Annotated in this window: 16 protein-coding genes, 2 pseudogenes and 1 riboswitch; of the genes and pseudogenes, 12 read left to right on the forward strand and 6 right to left on the reverse strand. The window is 48.1% G+C overall.

The window, feature by feature from the left end:
• Positions 1-143 precede the first annotated feature (143 nt).
• Together V8Q34_RS04880 and rsmA are read left to right on the forward strand one after the other, a co-directional pair.
• Positions 144-3,002 (forward strand): hypothetical protein, encoded by a 2,859-nt coding sequence (locus V8Q34_RS04880; protein ID WP_335834951.1) that lies wholly within the window; start codon positions 144-146, stop codon positions 3,000-3,002.
• 78 nt (positions 3,003-3,080) lie between these two features.
• A complete protein-coding gene (gene rsmA, locus V8Q34_RS04885; protein ID WP_103732240.1) occupies positions 3,081-3,965 on the forward strand; it encodes a 16S rRNA (adenine(1518)-N(6)/adenine(1519)-N(6))-dimethyltransferase RsmA in 885 nt (294 codons plus the stop codon).
• Positions 3,966-3,976: 11 nt separating this feature from the next.
• Here rsmA and V8Q34_RS04890 read toward each other — a convergent pair whose 3' ends face one another.
• Both V8Q34_RS04890 and V8Q34_RS04895 read right to left on the reverse strand, forming a co-directional pair.
• Positions 3,977-4,642 carry an HD domain-containing protein gene (locus tag V8Q34_RS04890; protein WP_335834952.1) on the reverse strand — a complete coding sequence of 222 codons (666 nt, stop codon included), beginning with the start codon at positions 4,640-4,642 and terminating at the stop codon, positions 3,977-3,979.
• A pseudogene (locus V8Q34_RS04895) lies at positions 4,635-4,838 on the reverse strand (PhoH family protein); the annotation flags it as partial. The pseudogene V8Q34_RS04895 and the gene V8Q34_RS04890, both read right to left, overlap by 8 nt.
• A 303-nt stretch (positions 4,839-5,141) precedes the next feature.
• Between V8Q34_RS04895 and V8Q34_RS04900 the strand changes: the two are divergent.
• From V8Q34_RS04900 to phnX, 4 genes and pseudogenes are all read left to right on the forward strand, one after another.
• A complete protein-coding gene (locus tag V8Q34_RS04900; protein ID WP_033140642.1) occupies positions 5,142-5,912 on the forward strand; it encodes an ABC transporter ATP-binding protein in 771 nt (256 codons plus the stop codon).
• Positions 5,913-5,916: 4 nt separating this feature from the next.
• A pseudogene (locus V8Q34_RS27505) lies at positions 5,917-8,570 on the forward strand (extracellular solute-binding protein).
• Between the two features lie 50 nt (positions 8,571-8,620).
• Positions 8,621-9,718, forward strand: coding sequence for a 2-aminoethylphosphonate--pyruvate transaminase (gene phnW / locus V8Q34_RS04915; protein ID WP_103732235.1), 1,098 nt, complete (start codon positions 8,621-8,623; stop codon positions 9,716-9,718).
• Complete coding sequence (phnX, locus tag V8Q34_RS04920) at positions 9,715-10,482, forward strand: phosphonoacetaldehyde hydrolase (RefSeq protein WP_335834955.1); 768 nt, start codon at positions 9,715-9,717, stop codon at positions 10,480-10,482. Before phnW ends, phnX begins: the two co-directional genes overlap by 4 nt.
• Positions 10,483-10,798: 316 nt before the next feature.
• Here the strand turns inward: phnX and V8Q34_RS04925 are convergent, their stop codons facing one another.
• Complete coding sequence (locus V8Q34_RS04925) at positions 10,799-11,965, reverse strand: ROK family transcriptional regulator (RefSeq protein WP_103732851.1); 1,167 nt, start codon at positions 11,963-11,965, stop codon at positions 10,799-10,801.
• A 240-nt stretch (positions 11,966-12,205) separates the two neighbouring features.
• On the opposite strand from V8Q34_RS04925, the gene V8Q34_RS04930 reads away from it, so the two are divergent.
• On the forward strand, positions 12,206-13,093 hold the full coding sequence (locus V8Q34_RS04930) for a DUF1002 domain-containing protein (RefSeq protein WP_054352998.1): 888 nt from the start codon (positions 12,206-12,208) through the stop codon (positions 13,091-13,093).
• 100 nt (positions 13,094-13,193) lie between these two features.
• On the opposite strand, the gene V8Q34_RS04935 is transcribed toward V8Q34_RS04930, so the two are convergent.
• The 3 genes from V8Q34_RS04935 to V8Q34_RS04945 all read right to left on the reverse strand — a co-directional run bounded on the left by V8Q34_RS04935 (position 13,194) and on the right by V8Q34_RS04945 (position 15,795).
• Entirely contained in the window at positions 13,194-13,847 is a 654-nt protein-coding gene (locus V8Q34_RS04935) for a GTP pyrophosphokinase (protein WP_181014537.1), read from the reverse strand.
• Between the two features lie 167 nt (positions 13,848-14,014).
• Positions 14,015-15,073, reverse strand: a complete 1,059-nt coding sequence (locus V8Q34_RS04940) for a PTS transporter subunit IIC (protein ID WP_335834956.1) — start codon at positions 15,071-15,073, stop codon at positions 14,015-14,017.
• A gap of 17 nt (positions 15,074-15,090) precedes the next feature.
• Positions 15,091-15,795, reverse strand: a complete 705-nt coding sequence (locus V8Q34_RS04945) for a S1 RNA-binding domain-containing protein (protein ID WP_118743499.1) — start codon at positions 15,793-15,795, stop codon at positions 15,091-15,093.
• A gap of 1,917 nt (positions 15,796-17,712) precedes the next feature.
• Here V8Q34_RS04945 and V8Q34_RS04950 point away from each other — a divergent pair.
• From V8Q34_RS04950 to V8Q34_RS04970, 5 genes are all read left to right on the forward strand, one after another.
• Positions 17,713-19,371 carry a putative manganese-dependent inorganic diphosphatase gene (locus V8Q34_RS04950; RefSeq protein WP_033142606.1) on the forward strand — a complete coding sequence of 553 codons (1,659 nt, stop codon included), beginning with the start codon at positions 17,713-17,715 and terminating at the stop codon, positions 19,369-19,371.
• 31 nt (positions 19,372-19,402) lie between these two features.
• On the forward strand, positions 19,403-20,911 hold the full coding sequence (locus V8Q34_RS04955; RefSeq protein WP_335834957.1) for a glycoside hydrolase family 31 protein: 1,509 nt from the start codon (positions 19,403-19,405) through the stop codon (positions 20,909-20,911).
• A gap of 24 nt (positions 20,912-20,935) precedes the next feature.
• Positions 20,936-21,520, forward strand: coding sequence for a flavin reductase family protein (locus tag V8Q34_RS04960; protein WP_033142608.1), 585 nt, complete (start codon positions 20,936-20,938; stop codon positions 21,518-21,520).
• A complete protein-coding gene (locus tag V8Q34_RS04965) occupies positions 21,517-22,023 on the forward strand; it encodes a shikimate kinase (RefSeq protein WP_118743497.1) in 507 nt (168 codons plus the stop codon). The genes V8Q34_RS04960 and V8Q34_RS04965 overlap by 4 nt, the downstream gene beginning before the upstream one ends.
• Before the next feature lie 251 nt (positions 22,024-22,274).
• Positions 22,275-23,567, forward strand: a complete 1,293-nt coding sequence (locus V8Q34_RS04970) for a UDP-N-acetylglucosamine 1-carboxyvinyltransferase (RefSeq protein ID WP_033142610.1) — start codon at positions 22,275-22,277, stop codon at positions 23,565-23,567.
• Positions 23,568-23,666: 99 nt separating this feature from the next.
• Positions 23,667-23,870, forward strand: a riboswitch (cobalamin riboswitch).
• The last annotated feature ends 256 nt before the right edge of the window (positions 23,871-24,126 follow it).

The following is a 24,126-nucleotide window of genomic DNA, read 5'->3' on the forward strand; positions in this document are numbered from 1 at the left end:
GTCAAAACTACGTGCCAATCATTTCTTTTGACATCCTTTTTGGTCTATGGTACACTGAAAATAATTATGGAGAAATATACCCTACCGTAATAATGTCTGAAGACTACTCGAAATTGAAGAATATACTAACAGAGGTGAAAACAGTGGACAAGAACGAATACCGTGCCAAGCTGGACGTGATCAACGATCTGGTTGACAGGCAGGACTATAAGGGGGCTCTGGAAATTGTCGATACGATTGACTGGCGCAGGGTGCGAAGTGCAAGAACACTCTGTATGGTCGGCGAGATTTATGAGGCGAATAAACGGTATGAAGACAGCCGCAGGCTGCTCATACTGGCACATCAGAGGGCACCTATAGGAAAAACAGTAATATACCGGCTGGTTGAGCTGGCAATCAAAATGGGGAATTTTGATGAGGCAGTGGAATATTACAACCAGTTTGTAGAAATCTCCCCGAATGATAACTCACGTTACATATTAAAGTACAAAATCTACAGAGGAAGACGTTCACCCATCCAGGAACAGATCGCAATTCTGGAAGAATACAAGGGACGTGAGTATACGGAGCGCTGGTCTTATGAGCTGGCAAGGCTGTATGCCAAGGCCGGTATGAAGGACAAATGTGTGGAAGAATGCGATGACCTGATTCTCTGGTTCAGTGAAGGCAAATACGTGATAAAAGCCATGGAGCTGAAAATGAAATATGCTCCGCTTTCTCCAAGCCAGGAGGAGAAGTACAGAAATCGTTATGTGGAACCGTCACCGGAGAGCGCCGCGGCAGCCGCAGCAGCTACAATAACCGCAGCCACACAGGCGGCTTCAAAGCTTGTCAGCCAGTCCGTGGGTACAGGAATTGCAGAACAGAATACAGATGAAATGCCCCATATCGAGTCAGTCCGCTCCAGGGCAACCGGAAAGGCACCGGAGGAAGTATCCGTATTTTCACCGATTCTGGAAACAACAGGGGTTTTACAGGATAAAATTGCAAAGGGTATCCGGGATGTATTCTCCGGCGGCCCGAAAGTAGAAGAGCCGGAGGCTGAGACAGATGCGCCGGCAGAATCTGCCGCAGATGATATACAGAGCTACGGCATGGAAGATGACACCAGGGATTACGTGGTAAAAGAACTGGAACCGGACAAACCTGCATCATCCAGCATCACACCTGCAGCCATGAAACAACCGGTATCAAGACCTGTCGAGGCGCCGAAAGAGCCTGTCCGGGAGGTTGATTTGGACGCTATTCTGGCTGAGACAGCAGGAGAACTGGCACAGGCAGTCGCAAAGGTATCCGAAGGGGTAACACCGGCAGTTGAAGCCGTGGCCGAAACAGCGGCAAATGCGGCAGAAAACACGGTGATGCCGTCTGAGATATCGGCAGAATCCAATGCGGCAGATGCAGAAAACGATAGAAGTGAACCACAGCCAATATACGAAGCAGATCAGGAGCAGCAGCCGGTTTCAGAAGCAGTGGAGGAGCCGGTAAGAGAATATACGATCGGCTCACAGCCAACGGTTCCGGATGGGGAAGCTGCCCAGTCTGAACAGACAGTTTATGAACCGGCTCAGCCACAGCAGACGGAAGCAGGATCATTCCAGGCTGAACAGGCAGCATATGAACCGGCTCAGCCGCAGCAGGCGGAAGCAGAATCATTCCAGGTTGAACAGACAGCATATGAATCAGCTCAGTCCCAGCAGGCGGAAGCGGAATCATTTCAGGCTGAGCAGACAGCATATGAACCGGCTCAGCCGCAGCAGGCGGAAGCGGAATCATTCCAGGCTGAGCAGACAGCACCGGAATCCCCCCAGTTTGACCAGGCAGTACCGGAGTCAGTTCAGCCCCAGCAGGCGGCCCCGGAACCCGTCCAGCCAGAGCTGGAGCAGCCGTCCATGGAATCCATCATGGCAGAGGCGGCCATCACCTCAGAACCGGACGATTTAGAAGGCAGAACCATCGAAATACCGGTAGATGAAGTGAAAGCAGGACTTGGCGGCATGACAATAGATCTGCAGAAAGCCCTGGAGTCAGCAGTTATGGAGCCGGAGACAACGGCACAGTCCAAGAGCGCCGCGCAGCCGGGAGATTTTGCACAGCCAGGAAAAGCTGACCGGTCTGAAAGTTTTGAACAGCCTGAATATCCGGAGGATGAATTGGTCCAGACAGTTGCTGAAGACAAGCGTATGCCTAAAGAGGCATCCATGTCTCCTGCAGGGACTGCCACAGAATCCATACTGAGACATCACCTTACCCCGGAAGAACAGAAACGTCTCTTCACTTACTTTGCCCCCATACCGGGCCTGACCCAGCAGATTACAGAAGCACTTGACATTGCACAGGAGTCTGCCTGTGAAAGGACATCAAAATCCGGAAATATAGTGATTACAGGACGCGAAGGTGCAGGCAAGACCCGCCTGTCAGAGGGCCTGATAAAAGCCATCTGCAAGGAGCGCCATATGGAAGGCGCCAAGATCGCGTATCTGGATGCGGAGAAGATGAATGAGAAGGACCCGGCCTATGTAGTTGACAAGCTGGCCGGCGGCTTTCTGGTAGTGGAAAACGCTTCATCATTAAAAGCGGATGTGATAGAGAAACTTTCCAAGGCCATGGAATTCAGGACAAACCGTCTGACTGTTATTTTGGAAGACTTGAAGCCGGGCATTCAGAGCCTGGAGAAGACGTATCCGGAGTTTATGGAGAAATTTGATTCCCGCGTAGTCATTCCGGTATTTACCAATGACGAGCTGGTATCCTTTGCAAAGACATATTCCAAAGAGATGGGATACAAAATTGATGACATGGCTGTTCTGGCCCTGTACACCTTGATTGGTGACAACCAGGACGAAGACGATCCCGTATCAGTGGGACAGGTAAAAGAGATGATGGACAACGCAATCAAACGTGCCTCCAGAGGCGGAAGACGCCCGGGCAAAAAAGTGGCAAAACGCCACCTGGATGAGAGCGGACGCATTATGCTTTACGAAAAAGACTTTGATGTATAAAATAATCCCCGGCAGCGAATTGGAGTGTGTAAACTCCGGCCTGCCGGGGAACATTAAATTATGACGGGAGATGAAAAGATGACAGCCCCATACCTGGGAAATCCGAAAAGGACCATAGAGGTCCTGCAGAAATATGATTTTGTTTTTCAGAAAAAATACGGGCAGAACTTTTTAATCGATACCCATGTACTCGACAAAATAATAGATGCCGCACATATTACAAAGGATGACTTTGTGCTGGAGATAGGCCCCGGTATCGGAACCATGACCCAGTATCTGGCACAGGCCGCCGGAAAGGTATATGCGGTAGAGATCGACAAGACGCTGATTCCTATTTTGGAAGATACGCTTCAGGAATTTCCGAATGTGACCATATTAAACGAAGACATTCTGAAAGTCGATATCAAAAAACTGGCAGAGGAGCACAACGCTGGAAAACCAATCAAAGTTGTGGCGAATCTGCCATATTATATTACGACGCCGATTATCATGGGATTATTTGAAAGCGATGTTCCTATTGCATCCATCACGGTTATGGTGCAGAAAGAGGTAGCAGACCGCATGCAGGTGGGACCGGGAACCAAAGACTACGGCGCCCTGTCTCTGGCAGTCCAGTATTACGCTGATCCGTACATTGTGGCAAATGTGCCTCCAAACTGCTTCATGCCGAGACCGAAAGTGGGAAGTGCGGTCATACGCCTGACACGCCACAGAGAACCGCCTGTGGACGTAAGGGATGAAAAGCTCATGTTCCGATTGATCAGAGCCTCCTTTAACCAGAGGCGGAAGACACTGGCTAACGGACTGAACAATTCTCCGGAGCTGTCATTTTCCAAAGAGGAAATACAGCGCACCATAGAATCCTGCGGTTTTCAGGCCGGTATCCGGGGAGAGACACTGACGCTGGCGGACTTTGCGAGACTGGCAAATGCCCTTGCAGACGGAAATACCGCAAAAGAATAACAACGGCGGTATCAGCAGATCTTATTGCCGTTTGCCATCAGCTTGAATTTCATGCCCAGCATTTCCGAGGCCCGTTTACACATGAGCATACGCTGCATGAAAATCTCAAAGTAATCCATAATGGAACAAATCTCTTCATCCAGTTCAATATTGAGCTGGATGATTTTTTTATCCATATGAATGGAGAGTGCGGAGGAGATGGCAGCATAATTGACTCTGTCGTGCTTATCGAAATTTTCCCGTATGGGGTTGCGCACTCGGTTGCGGCGCACATCTGTCTTGTCAGCCAGAATGACAGCCGCGGAGACCGGATCTACAGCGCTGCCGGTTCCCTCATCGTGCTGACCGATGGCGCTTATGATCACTGCAGTGTCCCTTGGCGAAAGTTTATATTTTTGAAGAATGTGCATAGCCATAAGCGCACCGCTGTGGGCGTGGTCGCTGCGGTTGATACAGTTTCCCACATCGTGAAGGAGTCCGGCCACTTTTGCAAGCTCCACTTCACGCTTTCCATATCCAAGTTTTTTCAGTATTTTTCCTGCTGTCTCAGCAACCTTGACGGCATGCCGGCAGGAGTGCTCCGTGAAGCCCAGGACACCCAGGCTGTGATTGCCCTGTTCCATGTATGCTTTCACTTCTTCGAATTTCTTCAGTTCCTTATAAATATTTTCATTCATATTTCTTTTCTTTTACCCTTCTGACGGCATCTGTAGCCGGGTCAGAATGTTCGCATTCATCTGCTGTGAGGGTGATCTGACAGCAGAGCGGATTTCCTTTCATATATTCTTATGCAGAGCTGAGGCCATTAGTCCTCTCATCCGGAAAAGGATGGTCAATCTGGTTCGGGTCTCCCGGCAGGATGACCTTCGCTCCTCAGCAGCATTAAATTCTTCAGCCGCCTGACGGATTCTCTTGCGCGAGCGCCTTTTTCCCTACTGCTTTCTGATCCATCCAGCTCCTTCAGTGCTTTTTTCATCATACATTCATATAGGAAACAGTTCTATCATCCCATTGTTAAATCCACAGACAGTTTTTGTAAAACAGGACGTCCCGGCCTGCTTTACAGGCATTTAACGAAGAGCTTACGAAAACAGGATGGATGAAAAGACGAAAATGCAGTTTAATAGGCATTGTCAGCAGCAGCGCTGTACATGAAAGGAAAGGAGAATACATTTCATGTTAGAACTTCAGAATGTAAAGAAATCCTATGACGGGGTCACCATTTTGCAGAATATCAATCTTTGTATCGAGGAGGGAGAAATCGTCTCTATACTGGGCCCGTCCGGATGCGGCAAGACAACACTTTTGAACCTGATACTGGGCATTACGGATTTAGATGAAGGAAAGATCATATTTAACGACAAAGATATCACAGACGTACCTATGGAGGAACGCGGATTTAATATTGTATTCCAGGATTATGCCCTGTTTCCCAATTTAAATGTATATGAAAACATTACATACGGCCTCAGAAACAAACCGGACATATCCAGCGAGAAGGAAGTACAGGAATTCATTCATCTTCTGGGGCTTGAGGAGCATCTGGAGAAGAAGATAGAACAGCTCTCCGGAGGCCAGAAGCAGCGTGTGGCGCTGGCCAGAACCATGGTGATGAAGCCTAAGATCCTTCTTCTGGACGAGCCTCTGAGTGCTCTGGACGGCGTTATCAAGGAATCCATCAAGGAGAAGATCAAAGAGATCGCCAGGGAATTCCATCTGACCACCATCATCGTCACCCACGATCCGGAGGAGGCGCTGACCCTGTCCGATAAAGTGCTGATTGTAAACAAAGGAACCATTTCCCAGTACGGATGTCCGGAGGAAATCATAACTGCTCCGCAGAACCTCTTTGTAAAAGAGTTCATCCTGAACCAGTTGGAAATCAAGAAAAACAATATTTTCATGCTGTTCCGCCAGGATAAGCAGGTGAGTCTGCAGGTGGTGTGACTGTATGATAAAAAGAAATGAAAAGGAAATAAAGGTGATTTATGTACTGGTGGTCCTCCTGTTTTTGATATTTCTTGCAGTTCCCATAGTAAGGCTGCTGGGAAAATCCTTTGAGGGGACAGATGGATTGTCCGCGGAAAACTACATTGCAGTGCTGACCGGAAAAGGATTCGGCAGGGCACTTTTGAACAGTCTGTGGATTTCCGTGTGCAGTGCGCTTCTGGCTACTCTGCTGGCATTTTTCCTGGCTTACACGATCCATTACACCAATCTGAAAAAGAGGACAAAGAAACTGATCCGTACTTTGGCGGTTCTTCCCATGCTGCTCCCCACAATTACCTATGGGTTTGCCATTATTTACTCCTTCGGCAAACAGGGACTTCTGACGAGGCTTTTCGGACGTCAGATCTTTGAGATTTACGGCTTTAACGGCCTGCTTCTGGGGTATGTGATCTATACACTTCCCGTTTCCTTCCTGCTTATTTTGAACACCATGAGCTACATAGATAAAAAATTCATGGTGGTCTCAAGAGTCATGGGAGATAAACCTTTTGCCACCTTTATGGGAACCGTGGTGCGCCCACTTCTGGGCACTCTCGCAGCCTCCATGATACAGTGCTTTTTTCTGTGTTTTACTGACTACGGGATTCCCGCGTCGGTGGGAGGTAAGTTTGAGGTTGTGGCAACCGTTCTTTACAACGAAATGCTTGGCAGTGTGCCAAATTTCCGGAATGGAGCGGTAGTGGCAATGATGATGCTGCTCCCCTCTGTGCTGAGCATTTCCCTGCTTCACTGGCTGGAACGCTACAATGTCCGGTACAACAAGATTTCCGCCATAGAGATAAGACAGAACAGGAGAAGAGATTTTTTCTGCGGCCTGACAAGCGGTGTAGTTCTGCTTGTGATCCTCTCCGTATTTGCCGTGATCTTTGTGGTTCCCTTTGTGGAGGAATGGCCCTACAGAACAAATTTTACCCTGTCTCATGTGACGGAAGTCTTCCGGGACAGCAGTCTGCTGGGGGTATTTAAGACTTCCCTGCTCATGGCAGTGCTGACTGCGCTGGCAGGACTTGTCACCACCTATGGAGCGGCCCTTGCCACGGCCAGAAGCCAGCTTGGAAGGAGGTGGAAGGGCATCATTGAGAGCATTGCCCTGGTCACCAACACGATTCCGGGCATGGTGATCGGTATAGCATTTCTGCTTATTTTTACAGGTACACCGCTGCAGAATACCTTAGCGCTTATCATCCTGTGCAATGTGGTACATTTTTTTTCCACCCCGTACCTGATGATGAAAAACTCCCTGGAAAAGCTCAACAGTTCCTGGGAGACAACAGCCCTCCTGATGGGGGATTCCTGGGCGAAAACCATTTTCAGGATCGTAACGCCAAACATGCGCTCCACCATTTTGGAGGTATTCAGCTACTATTTTGTCAATGCCATGGTGACAGTCAGCGCCGTCATCTTTATCGCCGGAGCCAGAACCATGGTCATCACCACCAAAATAAAAGAGCTGCAGTATTACACCAGATTCAATGAAATATTCGTCCTGTCCCTTTTGATCCTGGCAACGAATCTGGTGGTGAAAAGACTAGTGGGATACCTGTCCCAGAGAGAATTCCATCCTGGAAAGATCCTGGAATCATCCATATTAAAAAAGAAAAGAGGAGTACAGAAAGTATGAAAATGAAAAAAGTGACAGCATTTATGATGACAGCAGCCCTGGCGGCATCCGTTCTTGCAGGGTGCGGTTCGGGCAGTGAGAAACAGGTAGTAATCTATTCCAATGCAGATGACGAGGCTGTGGAGGCTATGAAAGAGACACTGGATGCAAACGGTTATGAGGGAAAGTACCTGTTCCAGACCTTCGGCACCTCAGAACTGGGCGGCAAACTGCTGGCAGAGGGGAAAGATATTGAGGCGGACATGGTAACCATGAGCTCTTTCTATCTGGACAGTGCACAGGAGCAGAACAATATGTTCCTGGATTTGACCTTTGACTATAAAACCCTCACTGAGTTTCCGGCATTTTATGCACCCATCACCTCCCAGGAGGGCGCCATTATCCTGAACACAGAGATGCTCAGCGAAAACAACCTGGACAGACCGGAGAGCCTGAAAGACTTGACAAAACCGGAATACAAAGACCTGCTATCCGTGACAGATATCAAAAGTTCATCCACAGCATGGCTTCTTATGCAGGCGCTTGTCAGTGAATACGGCGAGAACGGTGCCAAAGACGTCCTGAAAGGCATCTATGAAAATGCCGGCCCCCACATCGAGAGTTCAGGCTCTGCGCCGCTTAAGAAAATCCGTGCCGGTGAGGTGGCAGTGGGATTCGGCCTCCGCCACCAGGCAGTTGCTGACAAAAAAGACGGCCTTCCCGTGGACTACGTGGACCCAAAAGAGGGCAACTTCTCCCTCACAGAGTCCGTTGCAGTCATTGACAAAAAAGAGGCGAACCCTCTGGCCATGGAAATGGCTCAGTGCATTGTGGAAAAAGGAAGAAGCGAGCTGATCAGGACATATCCGAACCCTATCTACGAGGGCGAGGAGGCAGACCCTGAAAATATGTCCGCCTACCCAAAAGTATTTCCAGAGAAACTCACCGTTTCCTTACTGGAACGGCACCAGGAGCTTTCGGAAGAATGTAAATAAACGAAGGCTGTGAAAGATACCAATAAAATCACATACAGGAGAATAGAAACATGTTAAACTATAAATTATTAACCCCAGGTCCTCTGACCACGACAGACACCGTAAAAAAAGAGATGCTTTTTGACCACTGCACATGGGATGATGACTACAAAAAAATCACTCTTAGTATTCGCAGCCAGCTTCTGAAACTGGCTCATGTAACCGAACCGGAATACACAGTTGTCCTGATGCAGGGCAGCGGCACCTTCGGCGTGGAGTCCGTCCTCACCAGTGTGATCGGCAAGAGCGACAAACTTCTCATTGCCGCAAACGGTGCCTACGGCGAGAGAATGGCAGACATTGCTGCCCACGCAGGTATTCCCTATGTGCTGTACCGTGAGGAATACGACAAAGTCCCCTCAGCCAAGATCATCAAAAAGATCATAAAAGAAGACCCAGAGATCACCCATGTATCCATGGTCCACAGCGAAACAACCTCCGGTATCCTAAACGATATTGAATCTGTTGCAAAAGTGGTAAAAGACATGGGAAGGACCTTTATCGTGGATGCTATGTCCAGCTTCGGCGGTGTGGATATCCCGGCAGCAGACTGGGGCATTGATTTTCTTATCAGCAGTGCCAACAAATGCATCCAGGGTGTCCCCGGATTTTCCTTCATCATCTGCAGAAAAGACAAACTTATGGACAGCAGCGGAAAAGCCAGAAGCCTGTCCCTGGACCTGTACGACCAGTGGCTGACCATGAACAAAGACGGAAAATGGCGTTTCACATCCCCCACCCATGTAGTTCTGGCCTTCGCCAAGGCTCTTGAAGAACTGGAGGAGGAAGGCGGCATCCCGGCCCGTGCCAGACGCTATGAGGAAAACAACCGATATCTCATTGAAAAAATGGCAGAACTGGGCATACGTCCCTACATAGAAGGCAAATACCAGGGCCCCATCATCACAACCTTCTACTACCCGGAAGGCAGCCACTTCTCCTTTCAGGAGATGTACCGGTACATCAAAGAAAGAGGCTACGCCATCTATCCCGGCAAAGTCACAGATGCGGATACTTTCCGCATAGGAAACATAGGCGAGATTTACCATGAAGACATGGAAAACCTCTATAACATTATCAAAGAATTTCTGGAGGCAGACAAGAGATGAGCAGATTTGACGCAGTTATATTTGACTGGGCAGGAACCACAGTAGACTACGGAAGCTTCGCACCCGTACAGGCATTCATAAAAGCCTTTGAAGAATTCGGCATCACCCCCACCATAGAGGAGGTGCGTGCCCCCATGGGCATGCTGAAAATAGATCACATTCGCACTATGCTGTCCATGGAACGCATCCGTAATTTATGGTATCAGATCCACGGCGCTCCCTTCACAGAACAGGATGTAAAAGAGGTCTACGAGCACAGCGAGACAGCAATACTGGAAATCCTCCCCGACTTCGCTGCCCCCAAGCCCTACGTCCCGGAGACCATAGAAAAACTCCGAAGCCTGGGTCTTCAGATAGGCTCCACCACAGGATACACAGAACAAATGATGAAAATCGTAGCCCCCAAAGCCGCAGAGCAGGGATATGCCCCTGACTTTTGGTTCAGCCCCGACGACGTAGGCGGTATTGGCCGACCCTACCCCTACATGATCTTCCGCAACATGGAATCCATGCACCTGATGGATGTCCGCCGCGTTCTCAAAGTAGGTGACACCGTAGCTGACATCAAAGAAGGCAAAAACGCCGGAATGCCAACCGCAGGCATCCTGGAAGGCAGCTCCGTCCTCGCCCTCACGGAACAGCAATACCAATCCCTCACCCCCAAGGCCCGTACCCACTGCCTCCATGAGACCGAACAAACCTTCAAAACCGCCGGCGCCGATTACATCCTAAAAGACATCCGCGATATCCTGAACCTCCTGTAACCCCAGCAGATTCCACACCCCATATCCACACCCAGCTTCACAGCCGCAGCCAAATCACAGGGGGAGGAAAGGGTTCAATATTCTTTACAACAAAAGCCATCGCCCGGACATATCCAAACCGGGCGATGGCTTTTTCTATAAATATTAAAGGAAGGAGAGCCGGTCTTTCGACCGACATATGAAAAAGAAAATATAAAAATAATGTTTGTTTTGAATTATTTTTATGATATAAGTATATTCCCCAAATATGTGCAAATCATGTTTAAGTTGTGAAGAATTCATGAACGAAAACCGAATCTTTTATGAATGTAAAAAATTATCGTAAATTGTCACTAAACGGCACCCGTATTTTCAAATGTTTGATATCCAGAAAGTGCTCAGTCCCAAGCCGTATGCCGCCCATAAGTCCTGATGTATCCTGCAGTTTTGATGGAATGATGCGGCAGTCTCTGTTCTGGTGGCGGGCCAGATAGGCCACGATCCGCCGGTTGATGTCAGGGATATAGTTGGAGAAGGAGCTGTTCAGCACGATTAGGTCAATATTGAAGGTGTTGATGATATTATTAATGCCGATGGACATGTATTTTACAAACAGATCCATCATTTCCAGCGCCTCGGGTTTCTGTTCCTGATAAGCTCTCAGAAAGCTGTCAATGGTGACAGAATCCTGATGTGTGCGTGCGGCATATTCATTCAGTATGGCTCTCTCTGAGGCGTACAGCTCAAAACAGCCGTTATTGCCGCAGGGACATGGCTTTCCGTCGGGAAACAGGATGGTGTGGCCAAACTCTCCGGCGTAGCCGTCACGGCCCTTGTAGAGCTGTTCATCGATCAGGATACCCATGCCGACACCGTCGTGGATATTCAGATGTATCATGTTTTTATAATTATAGTGGAAAGCGGACTCGCCCAGCACGGACAGGTTGGATTCGTTCTCCACAGTGACCGGTATGCCAAACTCCTCAGCCAGTATTTTACCGAGATGAGGCTCCGGAAGGGGATAATAGGGAGTGAATATTATTTCATTATCCCGCACAACACCGTATATGCCGATGGAGATTCCCACGATTCCGTAAGGCGCATCCTGACACCGTGGAATCGTCTCCTTTATTATACGGCGGAGTAGTTCAAGCAGGCAGTCCTCCTCCCGGAAAGGGTATTCCCTTAAATGGCAGTCCTCACCTTTCAGATCAGAGGTCAGGGTGATGATCTGTCTGGGATGGACGTCAATGGAGAAGGCATAGCCGCATTTTTTCTGGAATTCCATCAGGATCGGCTTTCTGCCCAGGGCGGTCTGGGCGCTCCCTATCTCAGCCACCAGATTCTGGTCCATAAGCTCCTGTACGATATTGGATATGGTTGCCTTTGTCAGGTGCAGCTCCTTGGCCAGGGCAGCGCGGGAAATGGGCGGATTGTTTACGATATACTCCAGGACCAGACGCCGGTTGTTGTCTCTTATCATTTCTTGGTTTGCGATTGCCATAAAAATCCTCCGTGATGCAGCAGCTGATCATGCCGCATCTTTTTACTGTTACAGTAATCATACCACTTTTTTGGTGCCTGGGGCAAGCAGTTTGTTTACCCACTATACAAATATTGTGAACAGTAACAACAGTAACTTAATAGAAACTTTAGATGCAGGATTTGGCGATTTGTGCTATTCTTAATAGCAAGCAGGGACATCCTGTGAGCTGCAAGGGGATAAATGAAAGGAGTTATGATTATGATGAAACGAGGAATTGCGTTCCTGGCTGCGGGGATTATGCTGCTGGCATCACCAGTCAGTGTACTGGCAGACAGGGAGGACGCCAAACTGGAAAAACCATATGTATCATTAGGCGCGGATCTGAATGCGCAGGAGCGTGCAACCGTACTGGAGCTTCTGGGGGTTACAGAGGATGACCTGAAAAATTATACGGTAGCCACTATCACCAACCAGGATGAACACGACTATCTGGATGCTTATCTGGACAAGAGTGTGATTGGTTCCAGAGCGCTCTCATCCGTACTGGTAGAAGGCAAGACGGACGGGAACGGAATCAAGGTAACAACTCACAACATTTCCTATTGTACCACCGGTATGTACCAGAATGCCCTGGTGACAGCAGGCATCAAGGATGCGGATATTGTAGTTGCGGGACCATTTAAGATCTCAGGGACAGCAGCTCTTGTAGGCGCCATTAAGTCCTACGAGAACATGACCGGAGAGAAAGTGGAGCAGGAAAATGTGGACACAGCCACCAATGAGCTGGTCATCACAGGAAAGCTGGCTGAGAATGTGGGAGACAGCGAGAAGGCAGAGCAGCTTGTGGGCGCGGTCAAGGAAAAGGTCGTGGAGGCACAGAACATGTCAGAGGATGAGATAGGTGACGTGGTGGACCAGGCGGCAGATGAGATGGAAATCAATCTTTCCGCTGAGGACAGACAGGCTATTGTGAATCTGATGGAGAAGATCAAGGGGCTGGATTTGGACGTGGACAGCCTGAAGGAACAGGCAAAGGATTTGTATAACAAGATTGAGGACCTGGGACTGAAGCTGGATATCAACCAGGAAAAGGTACAGGGATTTTTTGATAAGATCATAGAGTTCTTTAAGAACCTCTTTAGCTGATAAATAAAAGGATGGCCCCGGGCATGCAGAATATCTGCAGCCAGGGGCCTCTCTTTCATACTTCTTAACAGCCGGCACTCTTTAAGGCCGGCCCGGACGTCTAATCATTATCATAACCGGTGCTGCACTTCTGAATTGCCTCGTTCAGGGACAGCATACGGCGGTCAAGCTGGGATGCTATTTTGGCACATTCCTGTAATTCACTGCTTATATAGGCCGGAGCATTTCCCTCAAATTTGTAATAAATCTTGTGCTCCAGGCTTGCCCAGAAGTCCTGGGCGATGGTGCGGATCTGTATTTCCACCTTGGTCTCCACTACTCCGTCTGACAGGAAGATGGGTACGGTTACAATCATATGGTAACTCTGATAACCGCTCTCCTTAGGATTCTTGATGTAATCCTTCAGGGAAAGTATCTTCAAATCAGTCTGTTTTGCAATCATGTCGGCTATGCGGTAAATATCTGAAGTGAAAGAACAGATGATTCGGATACCTGCAATATCGTTTACATACTTGACCATGTTCTCGATATTGGAATCATATCCGTTCTTCCTCAGTTTCTTTACAATACTCTCAGGAGTTTTAATCCTGGATTTTACATGTTCTATCGGATTATAACGGTGGATGTGCTGAAATTCTTCGTTCAGAATATCAATCTTGGTCCCCACTTCCTTCAATGCGGCATTGTACAGGAACATCAGAGTTTCCCAGCTGTTTACGTCCTCGTAATTGGTAATATGAAGGGCGCTGCTCATTCTTTTCACATCCTCTTTCGTGATTCGTGGCAGTTCAAGGACACTCTGTCAGGTGTATTTTACTGCCGGCAGGAAGATTTCCCACTTTTATCAAGTATATCACAAAAGCGTCAGATTGTCACATTTTTGACGATTGTTAATGAAAATTTTATAGGATTGACAATATTTTACACTTCCAGCTTCATATCACCATTCTTGATCCAGTTCAGCTTCCGCATACAGTTGCAGAAGAACAGGGACAGAAGTCCCGGCAGCAGAAAATGGATCACAATGATTTTCACCATTACGAGTACGCCCCCCTCTGCGGGAACCATAGTCTGCCATGTCATGATCTGGCCTACAAGCCCTGCGGTTCCCATTCCGGAACCGGTGGCGTTGTTGGTCATTTTAAATACCATGGTGCCGATGGGTCCCAGAATCGCACTGGACAGGATTACCGGCAGCCAGATGACCGGTTTTCTTACTATGTTGGGCACCTGGAGCATGGATGTACCGATACCCTGTGCCAGAAGACCGGAAACCCCGTTCTCCTTAAAACTTGCCACAGCAAAGCCTACCATGTTGCAGCAGCATCCTACGGTAGCTGCGCCGGCAGCCAGACCGGACAGATTCAGGATAACGCCCAGTGCGGCGGAGCTTATAGGCAGCGTAAGTATCATGCCCATAAGGACAGACACGATGATGCCCATAAGAAACGGCTGCTGTTCGGTTCCCCAGTTGATAAGGGAGCCTAACTGTGTCATCATGCGGCTGATGGGAGGGCCTACAAGTATGCCCACAGCAGAACCGGAGAGGATACCCACAAGGGGTGCCAGGATAATATCCAGGCGTGTTCTGCCTGCTACCAGCCTTGCCAGTTCAATAGCAACATAAGCGGCCACAAAGGCACCGAGAGGTTCCCCGGGGCCGGACAGGATGACAGAACCGTCCTCTGCAAATACGGCGCCCGCAGTGATCTTACCTGCGAAACCGCCCACCATGCCTGCGGTGGCGGCAGAGAGCACCACAAGAGGTGCCTCCTTAAATCTGCAGGCCACACCCACACCGATTCCGGCGCTTGTCATGGCTGCAGCCATCTTGCCGAACTGGTACAGCAGAGTCCCGATATTTCCGCCAATGAGATTTCCTATCTGCTGGATGATCGTGCCGATGATCAGCGTGGCAAAAAGCCCGGAGGCCATGCCGCTCAAACCATCCACGAAAATCCGGTTCAGTAATTTTTTCAATGTTCTGTACTCCTGTCTTAATCCAGTTTGATATTTTTAAACAGGGAGCCGAGAGTGGTGGTCAGCTCTTCGCTTTTCGGAATTTCGATATCTTCAAACTCATCCTTCTCTTCCGGCACTTCCTGGAGTGCTTTCATGCTGAGGCTGATCTTGCCGTCTTCATTCTTGATCACTTTAACAGTTACCTTATCGCCTACAGATAAAACTGCTTTCGGGGATTTGATCCTCTTCTGGCTGATCTGGGATACGTGTACCAGACCGGAGATACCGTCACCTAAGTCCACGAATGCGCCGTAGTTCTGCAGTGTCTCAACAGTGCCTTCCAGAACTGTGCCGACTTTGATGTCAGCGATTTTTTCACGTCTCTCAGCGTCTCTTTTCTCTCTTAAGACTTCTCTTGCTGAGAGGACCAGGTTGTTCTCCTCCTCGTTCACATCAAAGACACGGACAGTCAGAGTTTTTTTCAGGAACTCCTCCGGGTCTTCCACATACTGCAGGGACAGCTTGGATACGGGGATGAAAGCGCGGATGCCTTCCACGTAAGCGATAGCGCCGCCTTTTACGATGCCCTCAATGGTCACGTCAAATTCGGTCTTGTCCTCTTTCATCTTCTCCAGCTTCTCCCAGATGTCCATATCCGCATCTCTGAAACTTTCAAAAGAAGCATCGATCTCCTTTGCGAAGTCGTCCATAGTTTCCTGGTTTTTCATTTCTTCTGCCATGATTTTCCCTCCTGTGTCGGTTAGCAAATTCTTTTGCTTTCGATTATATCACAGAAAGGGGAAGGTCTGCAATGTCCGTGTGCAGTTCTTTCTGTTAGCATGTTCGGTTTTGGGGTATGGTCAGGAGTTATTGTATTTTTGTTCAAAGTCCTCAATTGTCTTGGCCCTGGCCGCATATCTAATCCATGGGTCCAGAACTTCGGTGTCGTTTTGCTCCATAATGTTTCTTTGCAGTTTTTCAGATACTTCGCCCAGATCCTTCAGCAGAGTTATAATACCCTCTGCCTTTCCCAGGGCCAGTCCTTCCGTCTCCAGTTCAATTTGGATTCCGGCATAAAAAGCAGGGTGTCACTGCATTGATATGGGGCTGCTGTTTCCGTTTTTCAATATAAAACATGTTTTATGAGTTTTCAATGAATTAAATTGATGCAGGAGGTTTCCTATCCTTCCGAAGACCCCTGCAAAAAATATGGTGAAAAGCACGAATTTTCCGAAAGGACAGACCAGACATAGGTCGGTCCGTTATTATGAAATGATTTAAGATATTTTGAATCCCAAGACAGATTCAAAATCAGAGAGATAATCCCGAAAATTTGCGTTTTCTTAGTTTTAGCACAGGCTTTTCCCGCCGGCAACAGGTATCTCTGATCTATAACTGAAGTTTGCTGTGGTTCAGCCAGGGAGATAACCTAAAATCTCTATTTATATATCATTCGAGAAGTACCAGAGTAATGTTTTTCGAGACAACCAACTAGAGCCAAGAGCCTGTTTCAGATTATATGTAATATGGGTAGTAGACATGGTCAGGTTCCTTAAGATTACCTGCCAATCTTAAAAGCGTCTATCAGATTATGTGTAAAACAAGCAGAAAAGAAGGTCAGAATCTTCTAGGATACCTACAAAAGCTCAAGGCGTCAGTCTGATTATATGTAAAATACGCAGAAAGGAAGGTCATAATCTTCTAGGATACCTACAAAAGCTCAAGGCGTCAGTCTGATTATATGTAAAATACGCAGAAAAGAAGGTCAGAATCTTCTAGGATACCTACGAAAGCTCAAGGTGTCAGTCTGATTATGTGTAAAATACGCAGAAAAGAAGGCAAAAGATTACGAAATTACCTACAAAAGCGCAAGAGGCTAGCCTGATTATGTGTAAAACAAGCAGAAAAGGAGGTCAAAGATTACGAAATTACCTACAAAAGCGCAAGAGGTCAGCCTGATTATGTGTAAAACAAGCAGAAAAGGAGGTCAAAGATTACGAAATTACCTATAAAAGTTCAAGGTGTCAGCCTAATTATGTGTAAAACAAGCAGAAAAAAGGTCAGAATATTCCAGGATACTTACAAAGGCACGGTGCGTCAGTCTGATTAAATGTAAAACAAGCAGAAAAGAAGTTCAAGACCATTCAGATTACCTAAACCCACCAAGTCACCTAACATATTATCTATAAAACAAGATGAGAGCAGCAGTCCCATTAAAATCATATATTTGATTCAGGTAACTCCTCCAGACAGTCAAAATCAGGAAAAACCAGGGTCATCCTTTGTGACTGCTTATTAAATAAAACAAATCCGCGGCGGCCACATATGCATGTCCAACCAGCTGCCATATATGGTCACACTGATCACCAGGCCAATTTTATCGCTGCATAAAATCTAACAAATGGTACTGAAGACACTGAGCAGTAAACAATAAATTTCCATAACTCTTTATAATGAAAAAAGGCAGGTAAATTGATATTCTCCCAAAAGTATGTTAGGATGTAACTATTCAACAGGCCAGTGCATTTACTGTGCTGACCATAGGAATTCCCCAACAGGGAAACACGTTAAGCCGTCAGGTAAAAATACAATGCATAGACTGGAAAATTCTACAGAAAATTATAATTATTATAGAAGCAAGGGAAAGGACGCAGAGAATGGCAAAACAAGGGAAAATCTATATTATGGGCCATAAAAACCCGGATACGGATTCCATCTGCTCAGCCATCGCCTATGCGGATATCAAGAACCGCTCCGGCGACGGAAGAAGATATTTGGCAAAGAGAGCAGGACAGATCAACAGTGAGACGGAGTATGTACTGAAGCGTTTCGGTATGGAGGCGCCGGGTTATCTGGCAGATGTGGGCACACAGGTGAAGGATATGGAGATCAGGGAGACACCAGGTGTTTCCAGCAGCATTTCCATCAAGGATGCCTGGGCCATTATGAAAGAGAGCAATGCCGTGACACTGCCCATCACAAAAGAGGACGGACAGCTTGAAGGACTCATCACTACAGGAGATATTGCGAAATCCTATATGGATGCCCACGACAATTATTTCCTGTCAAATGCCAGAACCCAGTACAGAAGCATTGCCAACACTGTGGATGGTACCGTGGTAACGGGAAATCCCCATGGATATTTTGTCAGGGGAAAAGTGGTTATCGGCGCGGCCCATCCGGATAAGCTGGGAGAATTTCTGGAGGAGGACGACCTGGTGATCCTGGGTGACAGACACGAGGACCATCTGTGTGCCATCCGCGAGAACGTGAGCTGCGTCATTGTCTGCAACAGTGCTGAGGTGGCGGATAATATCAAGGATGCAGCCGTGAAAAATGACTGTGTGATCATCCGCTCTCCCCTGGATACTTTTACAGTGGCAAGACTCATCAACCAGAGTATACCCGTAAAACACATTATGAAGAAGGACAATCTGATAACCTTTCAGACCGACGACTTTACGGACGATATCAAGGATGTGATGGTTAAGAACAGACACAGGGCTTTCCCTGTGGTGAACAAGCATGGAAAATACATCGGAACCGTGTCCAGACGAAACCTGCTGGGCATGAAGAAGAAAGAACTGATCCTGGTGGACCACAATGAGAAGACTCAGGCAGTGGATAATATTGATGCAGCCGATATCCTGGAGATCATTGACCACCACAGACTGGGATCACTGGAAACCATTTCGCCCATCATGTTCAGAAATCAGCCGGTGGGATGCACTGCCACCATTATGTATCAGATATATACGGAGAAAGCCATGGAAATACAGCCGAACATTGCAGGGCTTCTCTGCGCGGCCATCATTTCCGATACGCTTATGTTCCGTTCGCCCACCTGCACCCATATGGACAAGATGGCAGCAGGGGCGCTGGCCCTTATTGCCGGTGTAAATATAGAAGAATTTGCAAAAGAAATGTTCACAGCGGGAAGCAATCTGAAAGGAAAGACCACAGAAGGCATATTCTATCAGGATTTCAAACGCTTTACCGCAGATGACACCAACTTCGGCGTGGGTCAGATCAGCTCCATGAATGAGGAGGAGCTGAAGGATCTGAAGAAACGCCTGATTCCGTTTATGAAAAAGGAATGCGGCAAGAACGGGATCACTATGGTATTCATCATGCTTACCAACATACTGGACGAATCCTCAGAGATCATCTGTTACGGGGACGGAAGCGGGAAACTGGTGGAGGATGCCTTTGGTGTGAAAGAGGAGGAGGGCGGCTATATCCTTCAGGGAGTTGTTTCCAGGAAGAAGCAGCTTATCCCGGCCTTTATCGGTACGCTGCAGCAGAATAATAACTAGGACTCTGCGGGGTCTTATACGGGAGGAAGATATGGTATTTCCAATTTTAGAAAATGAATACTGGTACGGCGGATATGTATACGGCTCCTGTGCGCAGCCCTACGATGCCTCCAGTGAAGCAGAGATCGATCTGCGGAGAAATGACAGTACAAATCAGGCAGTACCCTTCTTTGTATCCACAAAGGGCCGCTACATCTGGTGTGAGGAGGGCTTTCTGCTGCATTTTGGCGGCGGAAACATTACAATTGACCGGAATGTGGAACTGAGAGAAGGTTATGTAAACCTAAAAGGCGCGTATCTGGCCGCCTGCAGAGAACATTTTCCTTTCCGGGAAAACACCCTGAGTGATGAATTTTTCAAAAATCCGGTCTACAATTCATGGATAGAGCTTACATTCTGGCAGAATGAAGAGGATATTCTTCGTTACGCGGATCAGATTCTGGAAAACGGCATGCCTGCAGGTGTGCTCATGATTGATGACGGCTGGTCTGACTACTATGGGAAATGGGTTTTCAGCCGGGAAAAATTTCCCCATGCGGAGGAAATGCTGAAGACACTTCACAGCAAAGGCTTTTTTGTCATGCTCTGGATCTGTCCCTACATTACTCCGGACACCCTGCAGTACCGTCAGGCAAAGGCTATGGATATTCTCATTAAAAATCCTGACGGAATGCCTCTCATCACAGAGTGGTGGAATGGCTGGTCCGCTGCCCTGGATCTGTCGAATCCGACGGCTGTAAACTGGCTGGATGAGCAGCTTCAGGCCCTGAGAGCCATTGGCGTGGATGGTTTTAAGTTCGATGGGGCGGACGTGCTCTATTATCCTGACGACATGGTCACTGCCGGCGGTGTCACGTCCAATGAGATGGCACGCCTCTGGTGCGCTTACGCGGAGAAATTCCCGTTCAACGAGCTGCGTATGGCCTTTAAGGCAGGGGGAATGTCCCTGATGCAGAGACTCTGTGACAAGCCCCACAACTGGGGCGAGGAGGGCATCCGGGCGCTGCTGCCCGACACCCTCATGCAGGAGATCACAGGACATCCCTTTGGCAGTCCGGATATGATCGGCGGCGGTGAATACGTGAATTTCCAGGAAAACAGCGGCAATCTGGACCAGGAACTGTTCAACCGGCACAGTGAGATTGCCTGTCTCCTGCCCGTTATGCAGTTCTCCGCAGCGCCCTGGAGAGTGCTTGGCAGGGAAAGCTATGACAGGATATTAAAGAGTGTGAAACTGAGGGAACGCTATGCTGCCAGGATTCTGGAGCTTGCCCACCATGCTGCGCGGACAGGGGAACCCATCGCGCGGTATATGGCATATGAGTTTCCTGAGGGCGGATACGAGAGGGTCAATGACCAGTTCATGCTGGGAGAAGATATTCTGGTGGCACCTATCTGTGAAAAAGGCAGAACATCCAGAAATGTGGCTGTGCCAAAGGGAAAATGGTGTTTTCGCGGCACCGTGATCCAGAGTGAAGGAACCCTCATGGAGCTTACTCCGGAGGACGGAGAGCCGATTGTGCTCGAAAAATGCGAATAAAAACCTTTGAAGAAAGGAAACAAAATGTCTAAAATAGAATGGAAGCCCGGAAACATGCTTTACCCGCTGCCAGCCGTGATGGTGACGGTGGCGGATGAAGAAGGGCATGACAATATCATTACCGTGGCATGGGCCGGGACGGTCTGCACCAATCCGCCCATGGTATCCATTTCCGTAAGGCCGGAGCGCTATTCCTATAAAATGCTCTGCAGTACCAGAGAGTTTGTCATAAATCTGACCACGGAAAAGCTGGCATATGCCACAGATTACTGCGGGGTAAAATCCGGCAGGGATGTGGACAAGTTTAAAATGGCCCATCTCACCAGAGAGGAGGCTTCCCATGTGGGTGCCCCGATGATAAAAGAGTCACCGGTCTCCATAGAGTGCCGTGTGAAGGAGATCACGGAGTACGGAAGCCACAGCATGTTCCTTGCGGATGTGCTGGCCGTACATGTGGACAAAGAATACATGAATGAGAAGGGGAAATTTGACCTGGCTCTTGCCAATCCCATTGTCTATTCCCACGGAGAGTATTACAGCCTCGGGAAAAAGCTGGGAACCTTCGGATACAGTGTTAAGAAGCGCAGAAAGAAGAAAAGCAGAAAATGAAAAGAAACATAGTATTGATCGGAATGCCCGGTGTGGGTAAAAGTACGGTTGGAGTCATTCTGGCAAAGGTACTGGGATACCAGTTCATAGATGCAGACCTGGTGATCCAGGAGAGGGAGAACCGGCTGTTAAGTGAGATCATTGCCCAGGACGGGCTGGAAGGATTCCTCAGAGCAGAGGAAGATGCCAATGTACAGGTTGCCAAAGATGCCAAAAAGGCTGTTATCGCCACAGGGGGGAGCGTGGTGTACTGCAGCCGGGCCATGGAACATCTATCAGAGACAGGACAGATCGTCTATCTGAAACTGGATTACGATACCCTGGACAAACGCCTCAGTAATTTGAAGGGACGCGGTGTTGTCCTGAAGGAGGGTCAGGACCTGAGAGGACTCTACGATGAGCGCATACCGCTGTACGAAAAGTATGCGGATATCACAGTTGATGAGAAAAATCTGGATGTGGAGGAAACTTTACAGAAAATTGTAGAAAGACTGAAACAGTGACAGAGAATAAAAAATGTCGGTTTATGAATAAAAAATGAAAATATTAATTTTTGTTTACAAATTGCTTTATCTGTTATAATATAATATTTAAGTCGTAGACTATCTTAGCAGGAAGACAAATCATGAACCTGCCGGAAAGTCTGTCTTTTATCCGATCAGATGAAAAAGAAAAGTAAATTTGTAGACGAGATTATGTTTTCTGGTACCGAGTATACCGGCGGGGAGCATAAATAAAATATAGAGGTGTGAATATGGAACAATATGTTATCAAAGGCGGTAACCCGTTAGTCGGCGAAGTGGAGATCGGCGGCGCGAAGAATGCGGCACTGGCCATCCTTGCGGCGGCAATCATGACGGATGAAATGGTTTACATCGAGAACTTACCGGACGTACGTGACATCAATGTTTTATTAGAGGCAATCAGGGAAATCGGCGCATCTGTTGAGAGAATCAGTCCCACAGAGGTGAAGATCACAGGTTCCACCATAGCCAACATCAGCGTGGAATACGAATATATCAAGAAAATCAGAGCGTCCTACTATCTTCTGGGCGCATTGCTTGGAAAATACAAGACAGCGGAAGTTCCTCTTCCCGGAGGCTGCAACATCGGAAGCAGGCCCATTGACCAGCATCTGAAAGGTTTCCGGGCTCTTGGTGCGTCCGTTGATATTCTGCACGGCGCAGTTGTCGCCAAAGCGGAGAGGCTGACAGGAAAGCATATCTTCCTGGACATGGTGTCTGTAGGTGCGACCATCAATATCATGATGGCAGCCGCCATGGCAGAGGGCAATACCACCATCGAGAATGCGGCCAGAGAGCCTCATGTGGTGGATGTAGCCAACTTCCTGAACAGTATGGGAGCCAACATCAAAGGCGCCGGTACGGATGTTATCCGTATCAAAGGCGTGGAGAAGCTTCACGGAACCAGTTATTCCATCATTCCGGATCAGATCGAGGCGGGTACTTTCATGTGCGCGGCGGCAGCTACCATGGGGGATGTCATGGTGAAGAACGTGATTCCGAAGCATCTTGAGGCGACCACAGCCAAATTAGAGGAGATCGGATGTGAGGTGGAGGAATTTGACGACGCGGTACGCGTAGTAGCCTCCAAACGCCTGAAACGCACCCATGTAAAAACCATGCCCTATCCGGGCTATCCCACAGACATGCAGCCCCAGTTTACTGTGGCACTGACACTGGCGGAGGGGACAAGCATTGTGACGGAGTCCATTTTCGAGAACCGTTTCAAATACGCGGACGAGCTCTCCCGTATGGGAGCCAGCATCAAGGTGGAGGGCAATACAGCCATTATTGACGGCGTACACAAACTGACCGGTGCCAGGGTAAGTGCGCCCGATTTGCGCGCGGGAGCGGCTCTTGTCATTGCAGGGCTTGCGGCAGAGGGAATCACCATTGTGGACGATATTGTTTATATCCAGAGAGGATATGAGCGTTTTGAAGAGAAATTAAGATGCCTGGGAGCAGAGATTGAGAAGGTTTCCAGTGAAAAGGATATACAGAAATTTCAGCTTCGTGTAGGATGAATCCATAGGCTGGCTTTTTTAGCCAGCCTTTTTCATGCGGGAAAATATAATTGACAGATATCGGATGCTGTGCTAAGGTAATCATGTGTATAAATTCCATATCAGCTTACCGAGTGCACCGGGATTCAGTTTTGCCCTCTTAAAAAATTCCGGTGAAAAGGGAATCAGGTGAAAAACCTGGACGATCCGGTCACTGTGAGCAGGGAGCGAAGCGCAATGAGCCATTGTATAAGAAATTATATGAGAAGGAGCGCTGAACGGAGATCTGCGAGTCAGGAAACCTGCTTGGATAAGTAAAAGGTTGAAACTTCCGAAGAAAGTTTCCTATCCATTATGATATTTGATATGGAATGCCTGCCTGGAACGTGAACGAAACAGGAACCTGTGTGAGGAATTTATGCATCCATAAAAGCAGGGGGTCACCGGGGACGATCGTGTATCTATACATTTCCTCCGCACCCCAAATGTATAGATTATTGGGTAATCTCAATAATCATGGATTGGTCTGACACGAATCGGCCTATGGGCCTCCTGCAGGAAAAAATAGTGTATACGGCTG

The organism is Blautia sp. JLR.GB0024, from assembly GCF_037000545.1.
Classification (GTDB): Bacteria; Bacillota; Clostridia; order Lachnospirales; family Lachnospiraceae; genus Blautia; species Blautia celeris.

Excerpts from the sequence above, each read along its gene's own strand:
- rsmA (WP_103732240.1), top strand. The coding sequence starts at position 3,081 with ATGACAGCCCCATACCTGGGAAATCCGAAAAGGACCATAGAGGTCCTG.
- V8Q34_RS04890 (WP_335834952.1), bottom strand. The coding sequence starts at position 4,642 with ATGAATGAAAATATTTATAAGGAACTGAAGAAATTCGAAGAAGTGAAA.
- V8Q34_RS04900 (WP_033140642.1), top strand. The coding sequence starts at position 5,142 with ATGTTAGAACTTCAGAATGTAAAGAAATCCTATGACGGGGTCACCATT.
- phnW (WP_103732235.1), top strand. The coding sequence starts at position 8,621 with ATGTTAAACTATAAATTATTAACCCCAGGTCCTCTGACCACGACAGAC.
- phnX (WP_335834955.1), top strand. The coding sequence starts at position 9,715 with ATGAGCAGATTTGACGCAGTTATATTTGACTGGGCAGGAACCACAGTA.
- V8Q34_RS04925 (WP_103732851.1), bottom strand. The coding sequence starts at position 11,965 with ATGGCAATCGCAAACCAAGAAATGATAAGAGACAACAACCGGCGTCTG.
- V8Q34_RS04930 (WP_054352998.1), top strand. The coding sequence starts at position 12,206 with ATGATGAAACGAGGAATTGCGTTCCTGGCTGCGGGGATTATGCTGCTG.
- V8Q34_RS04935 (WP_181014537.1), bottom strand. The coding sequence starts at position 13,847 with ATGAGCAGCGCCCTTCATATTACCAATTACGAGGACGTAAACAGCTGG.
- V8Q34_RS04945 (WP_118743499.1), bottom strand. The coding sequence starts at position 15,795 with ATGGCAGAAGAAATGAAAAACCAGGAAACTATGGACGACTTCGCAAAG.
- V8Q34_RS04950 (WP_033142606.1), top strand. The coding sequence starts at position 17,713 with ATGGCAAAACAAGGGAAAATCTATATTATGGGCCATAAAAACCCGGAT.
- V8Q34_RS04955 (WP_335834957.1), top strand. The coding sequence starts at position 19,403 with ATGGTATTTCCAATTTTAGAAAATGAATACTGGTACGGCGGATATGTA.
- V8Q34_RS04960 (WP_033142608.1), top strand. The coding sequence starts at position 20,936 with ATGTCTAAAATAGAATGGAAGCCCGGAAACATGCTTTACCCGCTGCCA.
- V8Q34_RS04965 (WP_118743497.1), top strand. The coding sequence starts at position 21,517 with ATGAAAAGAAACATAGTATTGATCGGAATGCCCGGTGTGGGTAAAAGT.
- V8Q34_RS04970 (WP_033142610.1), top strand. The coding sequence starts at position 22,275 with ATGGAACAATATGTTATCAAAGGCGGTAACCCGTTAGTCGGCGAAGTG.